Annotated in this window: 15 protein-coding genes; 6 read left to right on the forward strand and 9 right to left on the reverse strand. The window is 34.4% G+C overall.

Annotated features, from left to right (window positions below):
• Positions 1-130 precede the first annotated feature (130 nt).
• From GQN54_RS05750 to GQN54_RS05765, 4 genes are all read right to left on the reverse strand, one after another.
• Positions 131-877 (reverse strand): NYN domain-containing protein, encoded by a 747-nt coding sequence (locus GQN54_RS05750; protein ID WP_160632562.1) that lies wholly within the window; start codon positions 875-877, stop codon positions 131-133.
• Positions 878-969: 92 nt separating this feature from the next.
• Positions 970-1476: a DUF1648 domain-containing protein gene (locus GQN54_RS05755; RefSeq protein WP_160632563.1), complete on the reverse strand. Its 507-nt coding sequence runs from the start codon at positions 1474-1476 to the stop codon at positions 970-972.
• A 224-nt stretch (positions 1477-1700) separates the two neighbouring features.
• On the reverse strand, positions 1701-2168 hold the full coding sequence (locus GQN54_RS05760; RefSeq protein ID WP_160632564.1) for a DinB family protein: 468 nt from the start codon (positions 2166-2168) through the stop codon (positions 1701-1703).
• A gap of 341 nt (positions 2169-2509) precedes the next feature.
• On the reverse strand, positions 2510-3004 hold the full coding sequence (locus tag GQN54_RS05765) for a metallophosphoesterase family protein (protein ID WP_160632565.1): 495 nt from the start codon (positions 3002-3004) through the stop codon (positions 2510-2512).
• Positions 3005-3205: 201 nt separating this feature from the next.
• Between GQN54_RS05765 and aroB the strand changes: the two genes are divergently transcribed.
• The 3 genes from aroB (at position 3206) to GQN54_RS05780 (ending at position 6300) form a co-directional block, all read left to right on the forward strand.
• Positions 3206-4282 (forward strand): 3-dehydroquinate synthase, encoded by a 1077-nt coding sequence (gene aroB / locus GQN54_RS05770; protein WP_160632566.1) that lies wholly within the window; start codon positions 3206-3208, stop codon positions 4280-4282.
• Positions 4279-5508, forward strand: a complete 1230-nt coding sequence (locus GQN54_RS05775) for a 3-phosphoshikimate 1-carboxyvinyltransferase (RefSeq protein WP_160632567.1) — start codon at positions 4279-4281, stop codon at positions 5506-5508. The genes aroB and GQN54_RS05775 overlap by 4 nt, the downstream gene beginning before the upstream one ends.
• Before the next feature lie 144 nt (positions 5509-5652).
• Positions 5653-6300 (forward strand): hypothetical protein, encoded by a 648-nt coding sequence (locus GQN54_RS05780; protein ID WP_160632568.1) that lies wholly within the window; start codon positions 5653-5655, stop codon positions 6298-6300.
• Positions 6301-6382: 82 nt separating this feature from the next.
• Here the strand turns inward: GQN54_RS05780 and mqnE are convergent, their stop codons facing one another.
• The 5 genes from mqnE to GQN54_RS05805 all read right to left on the reverse strand — a co-directional run bounded on the left by mqnE (position 6383) and on the right by GQN54_RS05805 (position 13746).
• Positions 6383-7552 carry an aminofutalosine synthase MqnE gene (mqnE, locus tag GQN54_RS05785; RefSeq protein ID WP_160632569.1) on the reverse strand — a complete coding sequence of 390 codons (1170 nt, stop codon included), beginning with the start codon at positions 7550-7552 and terminating at the stop codon, positions 6383-6385.
• Between the two features lie 50 nt (positions 7553-7602).
• Positions 7603-8817, reverse strand: a complete 1215-nt coding sequence (locus GQN54_RS05790) for a M43 family zinc metalloprotease (protein ID WP_160632570.1) — start codon at positions 8815-8817, stop codon at positions 7603-7605.
• A 134-nt stretch (positions 8818-8951) separates the two neighbouring features.
• Positions 8952-11747, reverse strand: a complete 2796-nt coding sequence (locus GQN54_RS05795; RefSeq protein ID WP_160632571.1) for a PD-(D/E)XK nuclease family protein — start codon at positions 11745-11747, stop codon at positions 8952-8954.
• A 9-nt stretch (positions 11748-11756) separates the two neighbouring features.
• Positions 11757-12458 carry a response regulator transcription factor gene (locus tag GQN54_RS05800; RefSeq protein WP_160632725.1) on the reverse strand — a complete coding sequence of 234 codons (702 nt, stop codon included), beginning with the start codon at positions 12456-12458 and terminating at the stop codon, positions 11757-11759.
• A 13-nt stretch (positions 12459-12471) separates the two neighbouring features.
• Positions 12472-13746 (reverse strand): sensor histidine kinase, encoded by a 1275-nt coding sequence (locus GQN54_RS05805; RefSeq protein ID WP_160632572.1) that lies wholly within the window; start codon positions 13744-13746, stop codon positions 12472-12474.
• Positions 13747-13868: 122 nt separating this feature from the next.
• Between GQN54_RS05805 and GQN54_RS05810 the strand changes: the two genes are divergently transcribed.
• From GQN54_RS05810 to cmk, 3 genes are read left to right on the forward strand one after another with little or no spacing between them, the layout of a single operon-like run.
• Positions 13869-14039, forward strand: a complete 171-nt coding sequence (locus tag GQN54_RS05810; RefSeq protein ID WP_160632573.1) for a hypothetical protein — start codon at positions 13869-13871, stop codon at positions 14037-14039.
• A 50-nt stretch (positions 14040-14089) separates the two neighbouring features.
• Positions 14090-15130 (forward strand): type IX secretion system protein PorQ, encoded by a 1041-nt coding sequence (porQ, locus tag GQN54_RS05815; protein ID WP_160632574.1) that lies wholly within the window; start codon positions 14090-14092, stop codon positions 15128-15130.
• A 14-nt stretch (positions 15131-15144) separates the two neighbouring features.
• A complete protein-coding gene (cmk, locus tag GQN54_RS05820; protein ID WP_160632575.1) occupies positions 15145-15831 on the forward strand; it encodes a (d)CMP kinase in 687 nt (228 codons plus the stop codon).
• The last annotated feature ends 64 nt before the right edge of the window (positions 15832-15895 follow it).

The raw sequence follows: 15895 nt of genomic DNA on the forward strand, positions 1-15895 counted from the left end.
GAAATGAATACATGGAGAATGGATAAAGCAGGACTGTTGGTGTCCCGCTTTCATGCATTACCGTTTTTTCTAACATTAATGGCGGATTTTAAATCTATTAATCAAAGGATTGATTAGAGAATAAGCAGTCCTACTTATTCTTCACATATATCAACCGGATGTTGTTTTCTCCAGTTTCTTTTACTTCAATTTCAAATTCGCCTAAGCTCTTAATAAAAGGGTATAATTTAGGATAACCATAGTTCCTCGGGTCAAAGTCCGGTTTCTTTTTTATGATAAAACTTCCTAACTCTCCTAAAAAGGCCCAGCCACTATCATCAGATATTTCATCAATACTTTCTCGAATGAGCTTCATCAAGTTTTTATCTATTTTGCTAACAGAATCGGCTTTGTTGTTCGCTTTATTTTGTTTGTTTGCTTTTTCAGTAATTTCTTGTTCTTGGGCTTTCTTTAAGATCTCAATGTAGATGAATTTATCACATGCTGTTATAAAGGGTTTTGGAGTTTTCTTCTCACCAATTCCGATGACCAACATTGCCGCTTCACGGAGTCGGGTAGCAAGTCGTGTAAAATCACTATCACTAGAAACGATGCAGAATCCATCTACTTTTTTAGAGTACAATAAGTCCATTGCATCTATAATTAAAGCACTATCACTAGAATTTTTTCCTGTTGTGTAGCTATACTGTTGAATAGGAGTGATGGCATTTTCTAATAGTACATTTTTCCATCCCGATACATGAGGTTTGGTCCAATCGGCATATATTCTTTTAATGGTAGGATTGCCATATTTGGCGATTTCATCTAACATCTCTTTCACGTTGGCATAAGGTACGTTGTCGGCATCTATTAAAACTGCCAATTTTTGATCTTTCATATTGTATTTTCATTTTTAGTGAGTAGTAGTGGGGTTGATGGTGAAATTACCCAAAGTTTAGCTGTTGGGACTCCCTCAAAGTCAATTACTGCTTAAACATTGCGGTTCTCTTTTTTTAGCGCCTGGTATAAGTAATTTCCTATTGAAATGAATATCAGTAATAAAAAGAGTGGGAGAAATAAAACTCCGAGTCCATTTTGTTCATTTAAAGCTGTTTGAATAGTGGAGTAGACGATATAGAAAAGACTCGCGGTTATAATGGTGTTTAGTTTTCGAATGAATTGAGTGGCTTTCAGATATTGTTGCGCAGCATTCTCCTTGGTAATCTGAACAGGATAATTGAAAAGATGAGGAAATCGATTGAGAATGAAAAGACCAACACTCATTACCACACCAAGAATTGGTAATGTCCAAATTTTGCCTTTTTGACTTAATTTATCAGGCTCACCCCAACTATTGTAATGGGTGGGAATACTTTCAGAGAGGTCTGAATAATAGTATAGCGGCCAAGCAATTAAGAATATAAGAAATATCAAAGTTAGACCATCGAAAATACGGTCTGAAAATTCTCGTTCAATATTTAGTTTAGGGCGAGTCATGTTTATTCATTATAAGTAGCAATTCTTATGGCTATCCGATACTTTTTTATGAATTCTTTATCCATTAAAAGTGAAAATTAATGATAAATCAATTAAAGTATTTCGCTAAAGGTGTTTCACAAACAGTATGTTATCAATGTATTTTAATGTATCCAGAAGAGGGTTTGCTATAAAAATACCATTGATAGTTTGGACAAGAAGAAAACTTATATCCTATCATTTACCTAGTCCCAAAGGTTGGGGCGATCAACATTCATTGTTCTCAAATAGGAAAGAAATTGTCCTGTATGCACAGTTTCGTGATATCCAATTCGCAGAAGATATTGACCGAGATTTTTCTTTTCTCCATTTCCAGGGTGAATGATTTCTTTTTCATTCAATTCATTAGCTGAAAATTGTCGAATACTTTCTAAAAATTCATTTCTATAAGGTTGAGCAAATTTAATTTCATCTGATACAGCGCCAAAAGGACGATTTTTCCATGGCGTTTGATAGTTTGTCATGCTACCATTATTGATGATGATGTTCCAACCATAGTCCGCTTCTAATACGTGACGAATCATTGCGATTGCCGACATTGCCTTTTCGTCAGGTTTCCAATTGTAATGACTCTCTGGAAGTGCATTCCACAGTTTTATGCTTTTTCTTCTGATTTCAATTAAGTTGAATAGGATTAATTCAGTGGGTGTCATTTTTATCGTTTGTTAGTGGTTTTCAGTAGTTGGGAAGGGAGTATTCTACAGCTTAAGTTGCAGAATACTGCTTCCTTAGGGATAGAGAAATGTCATTTTTATTTTAAGCTAAATTAAAAAAAATGAAGGTGAAGATAAAATAGCACTAATCTTTGAATTAGGTACTATTACCTTTGTTCACTCTAGCCTTACCTTACTTGAGTCCTGTCATAGTTCGGTAAAATCCAATAGATGGAGAATTACAATACTATACAATAGGATTTTTCTGCATTCTACTTTTATTTTCATGTTTCCAAATCAACAATAGTCGTGGATTAAAACAAAAGGCAATCGAGTGAAATTTACTTTGAGCCCAGTTCAATAACTTGTAAATCTCTGATGAACTCTTTATCTATCACAAATTTAACTAAGGTTTGTACTTTGTGAAATCCGTGTTTTCCAGCTGCTCCTGGATTAATATGCAGTAAGTTCAACTTTTTGTCATTCATCACCTTTAAGATGTGCGAATGCCCACATATAAAAAGCTTGGGAGGGTTATTTTGGATTTCTTTTCGAATAGATTGGTCATAACGATCGGGATACCCTCCAATGTGGGTGATCCAAACATCAACTCCCTCACAGAAAAAACGTTGGTGTAAGTGATAGTCTCTGCGAATGTCAAATCCATCTATATTCCCAAAGACTGCTCTAACTGGTTTAAATTCTTTCAACTCATCAATCAACTCCAATGTGCCTATGTCACCAGCATGCCATATTTCATCGCAATCTTCAAAATGAGTGTATACAGCCGGAGGTAAATAGCCATGGGTGTCAGAGAGTAAACCAATTTTTTTCATCACCTCTAAATTATTACTAAAAAGCGAGCTTTAAAAATTGAATTGGTTTTTATGAAGAGATAGTGCGTTAATTGTCGAATATTTAGTTCTCTATGTGAAGATTTAAATCTTATATCTTACATTCTTTATGTTATAGAATAATTCCTTTTTTAATCGGCCCAAAGTGTATACAAATCATTATAATTTGTTCATTTTTGTGTTATGCACAGTTTTCTATCTACTTCTATTGGTGATGTTTTTGTTGGTAAATCAAGTGTTTTAATTGATTTAGCTCACTTTTTAAGTGAGAATTATTCCAATTCTGCTAAAATTGTATTGGTTGATTCTAATACAATTGCGCATTGTTTTCCCATTTTAGCTGAAGCTATACCGGAATTAAAAGAAGTAGAACTAATTGAAGTGGAACCTGGCGAAGGAAGTAAGGATTTAGAAATTTGTGCACACATTTGGCAAACTTTAAGCGAGTTGAACATCGACCGTCATGCTGTAATCATTAATTTGGGTGGTGGAGTAGTGACTGACTTGGGCGGCTTTGTGGCTGCTATTTATAAACGAGGAGTTGATTGTATTAATGTACCCACCTCTTTGTTGGCTCAGGTTGATGCCAGCGTTGGTAGTAAGAATGGAATTGATTTTATGGGATTTAAAAATCAACTGGGTGCTTTTACTCCTCCAAAAGGGGTTTTTGTGTGTATTGATTTTTTAAGAACACTGGATAAACGGCAATTGATATCAGGAATGGCCGAGGTATTTAAACATGGTTTAATTGCTGATTCTGCCTATTTTAATGAGGTGGTTGCTCAATTGAATGATATTGATTTTGAGAAAGTGGTATTTAAGAGCATAGCCATCAAGCATCAAATTGTGACGAATGATCCTTTTGAAAAAGGAGAACGGAAAAAATTGAACTTTGGACACACTGCAGGTCATGCAATCGAAAGTCTTTCGCTTGAAAAAGGAGTGGAGCTATTGCACGGAGAAGCAATTGCTATTGGTATGTTGATTGAAATAGAGTTATCCCTATTGAAAGGCTTATTTTCTGTTCAGCAACAAAAAGAAGTTTATTCCTTGTATCAATCGTTTTTTCCACTTTTTGCCATAAAAGAATCAGATATTGAGGCTATTATTCAGCGAAGTAAACAAGACAAAAAGAATCGAGGTGAAGTTTTTCAATTTACCTTATTGGAGTCGATAGGAAAAGCAATTATCAATCAAGAAATATCGAATAAAGAATATTATCAAGCGATAATCAATTACAACAATCAATTAACCTTATGAATTTAAAAATCAGTCATCCTACTAAGTTTTTATTCGGTAAAGTGGAGTTGCCTGCTTCAAAGAGTATTAGTAATCGTTTGTTAATCATTCAACGGTTATGTAAGCAGTCGTTTGAGATACTGAATTTAAGTGAGGCTAATGATACTCGTTTGCTGCAAGATATTTTAAGTGAAGATCGGAATGTGGTAGATGCACAAGATGCAGGAACTACTTTTCGGTTCTTAACAGCTTATTACGCCATGACTGAGGGTGAAAAAATTCTTACTGGAAGCGAACAGATGAAAAAACGTCCAATTGGAGTTTTAGTGGATGCTTTACGGGAGTTGGGCGCTGATATTTCATACATGGGGGAAGAAGGTTATCCGCCAATAGCTATTCGTGGTTCTAAACTCAAAGGAGGAGAAATATCTATAGATGGGAGTATTAGCAGTCAATACATATCGGCTTTATTATTAATTGCCCCAAGCCTATCTGTTGGATTGAGTTTGCATTTAAAGGGAAAAGTAGCATCAACTCCCTACATTAAAATGACGTTGAAATTGATGAACAAATTGGGTATTAGCTACCTTTGGAAAGGAAATGTGATTACCATTCCAAGTCAGCCATACAAACCCTTGACCGTAATCGTTGAGCCTGACTGGAGTGCTGCCTCTTACTTTTTCAGTTTTGCGGCATTGGCTTCATCCTCAGAATTGACCTTAATGGGACTAAATAAAGAAAGTATTCAAGGAGATCGAATTGTGGCTAATCTATTTGAACAGTTTGGTGTTAAGGTTTCTTATCTAAAGAAAGGAATTAAGTTGCGTAAAGAGATTGTAGAGAATCCTTTATTACAGTTTGACAATGATTTTAACGATTATCCTGATATGGTGCAATCGTTTATTCCAATTGTTGCTGCAAGTGGTTTACCTGCGGTTTTTTCAGGTGTAAAGAGTTTACGGATTAAAGAAACCAATAGAGTAGAAGCACTGAAAATAGAAATGAAGAAGTTTGGCATCGAAATTATTGAATTGGATGAGGATCGCATAGAATTAAAGGAGCAAGCTTTAAAGGAATCTAAAGAACCCATAGCGACCTACAATGATCACCGTATGGCGATGTCTTTGGCTTCAATGGCATTGACACAAGATTACATCGAAATCCACAATGCTGAAGTGGTCAACAAATCCTTTCCTAATTTTTGGGAGAATCTAGACCGAATTGGGTTTAAAATAGAGGAAATGTAAGTGGATTTATGCAATCCTATGTCTGTTTATGGTGTTTTATTTCAACTGATTACATCTATTTGTGATTTATTTATAGTAGTGGTTTAAAAAATCAAGAAATCCTTGAAAATAATAGTAGTTTTAGATTTCCTTAAAACTATTAATATGAGATTTTCAATTTTAATTTTCTTAATCATCTCTTTTTCATTTTATGCGAAAAGTCAGAATGATTCTATCGTGTCAACCAATTCAACTGAAAGAGTAACAGGCTTAAAAGCAGGGACTATTTTTGTAGGAGCTTCAAGTAACTTTTCTGTCACAAAAAACTCACCGATTTCTAGTTTAAATCAAACTATAAATACTATTATGTTCTCTCCAAAATTGGGTGTTTTTATTGGGAAGGGCGTTTTGTTGGGCTCCGAATATCAATTGTATAGGTCTAAGAGAGAAATACCGTTTATTAGCAATTATCAATATAATTCCAGTAGAAAGTATGTTGATAATGAACACTTGGTTTCAATTTTTGTAAGGTATTACTTTGGGTCTTGGAAGTTAAAACCATTTTTAGAAGTTAGTGGTGGAATTGGCAAATATAAGTCAACTTCAGAGGAAAAGGTCCATGGTTCTAATATAACTTACAATGAAGAATTTAACAGTGACATTAAGGAATGGAAGTTATCGGCAGGATTAAGTTATTTTATAACTAAACGAGTTTCCATAGATGGAATAGTTGGTTTTGGAGAAACAAAAGGAGATAAAAGTTATACGAATCAGTTTGTCAGAGCAAACTTTGGATTTTCCTTATTCTTTTAATACAACTGCAAAATAACTAAATTGAAACAAGAAAAAAGGTTTATCAGAAAATGATAAACCTTTTTTAATCTATTAAATGCCCTTAGTATGGAGAAGCTTCTTTCGTTTCAAACTCATTAGTGTAGTCTTTCACTATGTTATAAATACTATCTCTTTCCAAAGGTTTTCGATTGACTTGTTTAATTAACTTTACCAATTGCTCAGTTGTCATTGCTGGATTTTGTTCTTCTGCACCTGCCATTGAATATATCTTGGTGGTATCGTCTATCGTTCCATCGATGTCATTAACTCCATACGATAAAGATATCTGAGCAGTATCTCTACCAATCATTGGCCAATAAGCTTTTAAATGTGGGAAGTTATCCATATATATTCTAGCGATTGCGTAATTTCTTAAATCTTCAATCACAGAAACCTCTTCCACATGACTCATTTGATTATTGCCATTTCTGTATTTCAACGGTATAAAGGTGTTGAAACCTCCAGTCTTATCTTGTAATTCTCTTAAACGGTTCATATGGTCCACACGATCTTCAAAACTTTCGATATGACCATATAACATAGTGGCATTTGAAGGCATTCCTATTTCGTGGGCCGTTTGATGAATCTCTAACCATTCATCAGAAGTACACTTATCTTTGCAGATCTCTTCACGAATGGCTTCGGCAAATATTTCTGCTCCACCACCTGGCAGGGAGTTTTGTCCGTGGTCTTTCAAAATTTGGAGACCTTCTCTATAACTCACTTTTGCCTTTCTACACATATATTCTAATTCTACGGCAGTAAAAGCCTTAACATGAATATCAGGTCGGATTTCTTTTATTTTTTTAATCAAATTCGCAAAATAATGAAGTCCCATTTTGGGGTGTACACCGCCTACGATATGCACTTCTGTAACTGCTGTACCCTCGTAACTTTTAACTTTTTCAATTATTTGCTCTTCAGATAACTCCCATGCATCATATTCTGTCTTTTCTCTCAATAGCTTAGAATACGCACAAAATTTGCAATCGAATACACAAATGTTGGTCGGTTCTACATGAAAATTTTTATTAAAATAAGTGTTATCACCGTGTTTTCTCTCTCTGATAAAATTTGCCAGAGCTCCAACAAAGGCTAACTCTCCTTTTTTGTAAAGAATTACTCCTTCATCGAAAGTGATACGCTCTCCTGCAATTACTTTATCGGCTATTTTTCTTAAGTCTTGATCTAAATCTTTACTTAGAACAAGCTCTATTTGGGGTGCGGTCATGTCGTTCAAAATTTGTCCAAAATTAGGCAATCACCTAGAGAAAACGGGATTTATTGAGCTACTTTTAAAAACTTTTCAGTAAATGAAGTACTATTTGATGTGATTCTCAAAAAGTACATTCCCGATTCCAATGTTGATACATCTAATAACAAATTAGTATTGCCTTTGGTTGTGTATGCTGAAACTATTTTTCCATCTATAGCATAAATATCAACTTGGTAGTTGTTGATTTTAGTAGAAGTTAATTGGATGGTTTTAGTAGCGTAGGTTGGAAATATAGTGAAATCAGATTGAAGTGAATTTTCTGTAAGACCAACTAGACCACAACCGTTGGAGGTTAAAAGGCTAGTTCGATACAGTTGTATTGCCGATATCATTCTGTTTTTTTGACCTAGAGTAAAGGCGTTCATGCAAGCATCATCGACATAATCCATATAGTTCATGAACATATCTCCACTATTTCCACATGAAGGAGAGGGATGATTTAAACAGCCGTAGTTTTCTTCATATTGAGTAGGCGTATCTGAAACGAAGTCGGTGCTATTGCAGCCTCCATTTCCACTTCCCCAAAGGTGTTCTAAGTTGAAAAAGTGTCCAATCTCATGAGTTGCTGTTCTCCCTTTGTCATATGGAGAGGTTACCGTTCCTAAAGTTCCAAAATTTCTGTAATCGATGACTAAACCATCATAAGCAGCAGGAGCAACTCCTGGAGGATAAGCAAATCCTAAGTATGTGTTTCCAAGGTCGCATACCCATATATTTAAGTATTCATCTCTATTCCAAATATCTTTACCGCCCTGTGAGGTTCGGTAGTAGTTATTGGTCGTTCCAATTTCATTAACTGTGGTAAACGTTCTAGTAATTCCAGAAGTTGGATTACCATTGGGGTCTAACGTCGCTAAACAAAATTCAATTTCTGTATCTTCTCCTGAAAAGGTAGATGGTGTTTGACTGGCATCTGCATTTAGTCTTCTATAGTCTTGATTTAAACTATTGATTTGAGACTGAATTTGAGTGTTTGAAATATTTTGAGTTGAATTTTGGTAAAGTATATGCACTACCACGGGAATAGTAATTAAAGTCCTAGATTTAGCTAGTGGATATGCAGCAATCTCTTTGTTTTGCTGGTTTCTTAATTCAATAAGTTCAGGGTTTTCTGCAATTCGTTCTGCAATTTTATAATCAGACCCACAGCGCTGTTTTTGAGCTATTGAGCTCAAAAACAGTAGGCTAAAGAATGATAAAACGATTATATTTAATTTCATCTGATTTTATTTTAATTGTAGGCAACTATTGAAACAATTCTAACGTCTTAAAAACAATAAATATGTAGTTTATACTTAATTAGTTTTTTGAATTCCCATAATTCAAGCCTTCAGTCTTCCCACTGAAGGCTTTTTTATTGACCACAAAATTTGCAATATTTCGCATCACTTTTATGCTCAAATGATTCCTTGGTCAACATTTCTTCAAATATAAGCTTTATCTTATTTTCAAAATCTTCTATAATGTCATCAGACTGAAATTTAGATCCGAATACAATAGGGAATAGCCCTTGCTTGATTTTGCGCAATGAAATAATGCCTGATATTGGCAATTCCTTAGTTATGTGTTTTTTATGGTATAAATAGGCGTAAAAAAGCAATTGAAATGCTTGGGCATGTTTACTGAAGTCAATCTCTTCAAATGGCTTATCTAACTTTAAATCCTTTTCAATAACGATTCCAGTTTTATAATCGATTACTCGAATGTTGGAATTCCATTCATCTATTCGATCTATTTTTCCTCTCAGTATACAAGGTATTTCAGCTCTGTTGTATTGGAATGTCAAGGTCGTTTGGAAGTTTTCTTCTAATCCTATAACCCTTAGCTGATTGTTTTTCAAAACCTTCTTTTCCTGTTCAAAAAATAAATGAATATAATCTTGGGCTACGTTAAAGATTAAGTGATTTTTACCGAATTGGATGGTTTGCTGGCTGTATTTGTCAATGAATAGACTAGAGCATTTTGCTTGAGCTATTTTCTCTAGATCTGTGATCATTTCAGGTACAATATTTTGATTCAAAACTCCTCTATAGGCCTCTTCCAACGACTCATGAAGGATGTCTCCAAAAGAATTAGGTGCTATGCTTTCTTCCAATTCTTCTGGTTCCTTTAATTTAAGAATGTATCTGTAATAAAAGTCTAGTGGGCAGTTTAAATAGGTATTAATCGCAGAAGGTGATACTCCTCGTTTAAAGTATTCAATAATTTGTTGTCTTATTTCTGCCGTTTTATCAATCTTAATTGTGGTAGCCTTGTATTCTTTTAAATTGGTCTGTACGAGTTTTTCTTCCATTTTTATGTGTGGATTGTACTCGTTTAATTCATGTAAAATTTGTTTTATGAATCGACTAGGTTCACCTCCTCCAAGTGGGTCGGGGGTGGAGTTATAAAGCAATGATACCGATTCTGTTCGTTGAATCAATCGATAAAAGTGATAAGCGTATATGGCGTCTTTTTCTTTATGAGTGGGTAAACCAAATTGTGTTTTAATATCATATGGTAAAAAGGAATTTACAGTTTTTCCAGAAGGTAAAATTCCTTCATTGACAGAAAGCATAATTAAATGTTTAAAATCAATTGTTCTTGTTTCCAAAACACCAAGTAACTGCAGACCCATCAAAGGTTCTCCGAAAAAGGGAATTGTAGATTGTCTGCAAAGTTGTTTGAAAATAGAGTAGAAGGTGCTAGTTTCAGTTATGCTGTTGTAATTGTGTTGTAAATCTGTAATTTGATTAAAAATCTTAGCGAAATGGAATAAATATTCTAATTGTAATTGGTTCGTTCCATTTTCATCGCCGTCATTGTAAAAATTTTTAGCTTGGTTGATTAAATGGAGAAGCTTTTTAAGAAGAGCGTTTACAGATAATTGTTCAGGGTCAAATATGCAGATGGATTTTAAAAATGGCAAGTACTCTGCCATCTTCTCTTGATTTAAGTATACTATATTGTTTTGTCGAATAGCGGTTTTTTGTGCTCCAATTGTTGATATTTCTGAAATAGGAAGTATAGTTTGCATAAAGGGGTGGTCCAAAATATTGAATACATCTTTATAAAAGAAAGAATAATCCTTTCGCTGTTCGTTTTGCAGCTCTGCTTTGGCGTGAATATGAATAAATCGTTCAAAAAAAGTATAAATTGGACTGTTATTTATCGGATAACCCATTGTTATGTTTACAGCATTCACTGCTTCGGGTAACGATTGTAATACAGGAATTAATAAGTTTTCATCGCACAATACAACGGCAGTATCTTTAAAATTATTCGGATGATTCATTTCCTGTAACAATTGTCCTGCTAGTTTGGCTTGACCTATATTTTTTGGTACAGAGTAAATGTCAATTTTTTTTGGAGATTTAAAATGTTGACCAATCCACTTAAAACCATTGTTAAAGTTAGTTTTCTTTCTTAATTGCCTTAGAAATAATCCTGCCTCATGAAGTTCATCGTTTAGGTAGTATTCATCCGCGTCAAAAAGCATTGTTGCTTTTTGAGCGTGAATTAACCTTTCAATTATTTGTTGTTCAGCAGCGGTTAAGGCATTAAATCCACAAAAATAGATGTGTTGATAGGATAAAGTTGCCACTTTCTCAGTGGTAAGGTTTTCAGCCGCCAATCGGTAGGATAAACCAGAATAGGCTTGTTTCTTTTTGCTCAAATGTTCTCTGAATGCCGTATATAGCGACTGCATCTGTTTCCAAAATTGCAAATATTGATGTTGCACGTCGCTTATTTCTTGAGCTTCTAAGTTCCATATCTCAATGGCTCTTGCCTCATTAACGTATGAAAAAATAGCTTCAGGATCAATCAAATATCTATCAATTTCGTTGAAGTCCTGAAGTAGAATTTGTCCCCATTGAATAAATTGGTCAAAACTATCCTGCTCCTCTTTAGGAACTACAGTTTGATAAACAGAGAATAATTCAAATTGAAGAGAAAGATTGTCCAATACATTAACGTCGGAAAGTTCTTCTAAAAATTCTTCCGCACTTATGATTTGAGGACTCCAAATGGGATTTTCTATCAGTTGGCCAAAATGTTTTTTTAAAAAGAGAGCGGCTCTTCGGTTTGGAAGAATAATCACAGAATCAGCGACCTGATCTTTTTGCTCGTTTAAAACGTATTCAGCAGTTTGGTATAGAAAGTCTTGCATGCAGTAAAACTACTCAATCGCCAGTTTAAAACCAACTCCGTGAATATTGATAATTTGTATCTTTTCGTCTTCTTTGAGGTATTTTCTTATTTTGGAAATAAAAACATCCATGCTTCGACCACTGAAGTAATCATTGACTCCCCAAATCTGCTCAAGAGCTTCTTCACGATTCATGATATCATTCATATTCTCGCACAGTTTTTTCAATAAATCGGTTTCCTTTTTGGTGAGTTTGGTGCGTTCTCCGTTTAGTTCAAGGTATTGATTGTTAATGTTAAAGTAATAGCTCCCTATTTGATATTCCTTTGGACCTTCTTCTATTTTTTTTCGTTGTTGTTTGGTTCTATTTAAGGTATTCTTGATTCTCAAAATCAATTCATCGAAATCAAAAGGTTTAGTAATATAATCATCAGCACCGAGTTTCAATCCTTTGATTTTATCTTCTTTCATTGATCGAGCTGTGACAAACAAAATGGGAATCAAAGGATCTTTTTCTTTTATAATTTTTCCTACGGTGAATCCATCGATTTTTGGTAACATCACATCCAATAAGCAAATGTCAATTCGTTCGTTTTGGATGGTTTTTATGGCTTGTTCACCATCTACGCAAAGCTTTACATAAAACCCTACTTCTTCTAATTTGTCTTTGGTTACAAACCCCAGATTAGTGTCGTCTTCTAACAATAAGATGGATGCGTTATATTGTTTCATTTTTGGTTCCTCTTTATGGTTTAAAGGGAAGAAAGATGGTGAAAATGGATCCATGAGGGGTATTGTTTTTAAGTTTAATCCAGCCTTTATGCAAGTGTACCATGGTTTTAGAATAATTCAAACCAAGACCATAACCTTTCACATCGTGTAAGTCTCCTTTAGTAACTCTATAAAATTTATCAAATATTTGTTTCTTGTCCTTATCTGAAATCCCGATTCCTTGGTCTTTAATTTCTAAGTAAATACCTTTTCTATCCGAGTAGGTAATCAATTCAATTTTTGGATTTTCAGCAGAATACTTAATTGCATTGTCTAACAAATTAAACAATACATTTCCAATATGAAAAGCGTCCGCTATAATTATTGATGGTTTAGCATCGAATTGGGTAGTAAGGACACCATTTTTATCTTTTAAAATTAAATCAAAACTTCTTATGGTTTGAAGGCACAATTGATGAAGATCTACTTCCTTTTTTTCCAATTCTATGGAGCTATTCTCTAAAGATGCCATTTGAAGGACTTTTTCAACTTGTGTCTTTAACCGGTTGTTCTCTTCTTTTATAATTCTTGCATAGGTGTTTAATCGCTGTGGGTTTTCAATAATATCTGGACGAGTGAGCACGTCTGTACTTAAAGATATGGTAGAGATCGGAGTCTTTAACTCATGGGTCATATTGTTGATAAAGTCCGTTTTGATTTCATCAATCCTCTTCTGTTTGAGTATGACCCATATGGTGTAACTAAAGAACATCATTACGATGAGCATGAAAATAGAAGAGTAGATCCAAATGTCAATTGCATCTATGATGTAAGAGCGCTTGTCTGGAAAATAAACCCCAAAATAGTGGGTACTTTCCTTCCAACGCTCATTTCTAGAAGCAAAATTGATAAAAGAGCGGTCATCATTCTCTAATGGGACATTTTTTCCAAAAACAATAGAGTCGGAAAAACAGTCATAAATTACATATTCGAAATCGGTTTTAATATTTCTACTTTCAAATTCCTTCGTAATGATACTTTCCAGTAAAAATGGGTGAAGAGTATCGTTTGTGCTGACAATAAAAAAGTTAGATCGAATTTGTTGTATGGGGGCATATAAATCTGAAGTGTCTTTGGTTAACTTTTGTACGGTTCTTGCCACATTGTTTAGTGCTACAAAAACCCGCTCGTTAAACTGTTTAGATTCTAAATCGAATGCTTTATTCACCCAGAATAATTGAAAAGAACCAACCCCTAATAAACTTACAGCGGCAAAAAGAATAACTAAACGAATGGTTTTTTGATTCATATGGGTGTAAATTTAACGTCAAAATAGAAATTTAGAATCACCTTAACTTATAATTAACGTTTATGGAATTTCCTCAGTACCGAAAATACAAAAATGGGAAGTCTTTTTTTAAAATAATGTCCATGGATAAGTTTATTGAAATTCAATTGATAGGCCACCAGTTTTTAAAGTATGAAATGGAAGCGAAGATACTTCCTGATCGAAACTATATTCATGATATGTTGCTTGATTATACACAGAATTGGGATTTGATTACTGCCGAGGAATTTGATAAGGTGAATAACAAAGTTTAATTTCTAACAATAAAAATTGCACTTTTGCGTAATTAGACAAATTATCTTCTATGAACCACCTCAAACTGTTGACCCTATCACTCGTTTTATTAATATCACCTTTCATCAATGCTCAAAATGGTGGTACAGATACCTATGAATTTCTTGACCTGACATATTCTGCGAGAGTTGCAGCTATTGGAGGAAGTGGAATTGCAGTGAAAGACAATGACCCCAATTTAGCCTTACAAAACCCCGCTTTGCTAAATAAAGAAATGGATAACCAATTGACATTAAACTATACTAACTACTTTACCGATATTAATTACGGATATACTTCCTTTACCAAACATTATGATTCTGTCGGAACATTTAACCTTGGTATGCGATATGTGAATTATGGAGAATTTGAAGAAAGAGACGCAGGAGGGAATAAATTGGGAACCTTTAAAGCGGGTGAATATGCAATTGTAATGGGGTATGGAAGGGAACTGAACCAATATTTTAGTGTTGGAGCTAACTTGAATACCATTATCTCTTCATTGTACGATTACAATTCATTTGGAATGACAGTTGATTTAGGAGGTACCTATTATAAAAAAGAAAGTGGTTTTACAGCCAGTTTAGTATTAAAGAATATGGGAGCTCAATTTACTACCTATGATAATGACAATAGAGAACCGATACCTTTTGAAATTCAAGCAGGTATTTCTAAACGTCTCAAAAATGTACCTTTAAGGTTCTCCTTGATTGCTCATAGCCTAGAAACTCCTGACCTAACTTATAAGAATCAAATTGATTCTGGCAATTCTTTGTTAGGTGACACCGAGGAAGAAAAGGATAAGGATGGCTTTTTTGAGAATGTAGCGCGTCACTCCATTGTCTCCTTAGAATTTATTCCTTCTGAAAATTTTAATATTCGATTTGGCTATAATTATCAAAGAAGAAGAGAGTTGTTAGTAGAGGAAAAGACTGGTTTAGTTGGCTTTAGCTTTGGTTTTGGCTTGAGAATTTCCAAATTTCATCTAAGCTATGGTCGAGCGGCCTATCATCAAGCAGGAGCAACCAATACATTTTCTGTGGTAACACGCATCTCAGATTTTTACAATTAGTGTAATTTAGCTGCATGTCAAAAATTGTGATAGCCATTGATGGTTTCTCCTCATGCGGTAAAAGTACCTTAGCTAAGAACCTTGCTAAAAAATTATCCTACGCGTTTATAGATACCGGAGCAATGTACCGTGCGGTAACATTGTATTTCTTGAGAAAAGGGATTACAGACTTTAAAGGACTTTCTCGTCAAAGAGTAATCGATCTTTTGAAAGAAATAAATATTGATTTTCGATTTAATGAATCTAAACAGTTTTCAGATACTTATTTAAATGGTGAGAATGTAGAAGATGAAATTAGAAGCACTGCAGTAAATAATGCTGTAAGTGCATTGAGCCAAGTTTCAGAAGTTCGTGCTCAAATGGTAGCGCTTCAACAGCAATTAGGTGCTAAGAAAGGAGTGGTGTTGGATGGACGTGATGTAGGAACTGTTGTTTTTCCAGATGCAGAATTGAAACTGTTTATGACTGCAGATCCTGTGGTTCGTGCTCAACGAAGATTTGATGAATTGCAGTCTAAAGGTGTTGAAATTTCCCTAGAGGAAGTCAAAACCAACTTAGAACAACGAGACTATAATGATACCCATAGAAAAGAGCATCCCCTGGTAAAGGCAGATGATGCCATCATACTCGATAACACCAACATCAACAGAGAAGAGCAGTTGCAATTGGCCTTAGATTTAGCCTTGGAGAGAATTGGGTAAGGGGAGAATATTTTATTTATATATTAGAAAAATCAGCATTACGGAATATATTATTTTTTGTAAT

Source organism: Acidiluteibacter ferrifornacis, assembly GCF_009909615.1.
Taxonomy (GTDB): Bacteria; Bacteroidota; Bacteroidia; order Flavobacteriales_E; family Vicingaceae; genus Acidiluteibacter; species Acidiluteibacter ferrifornacis.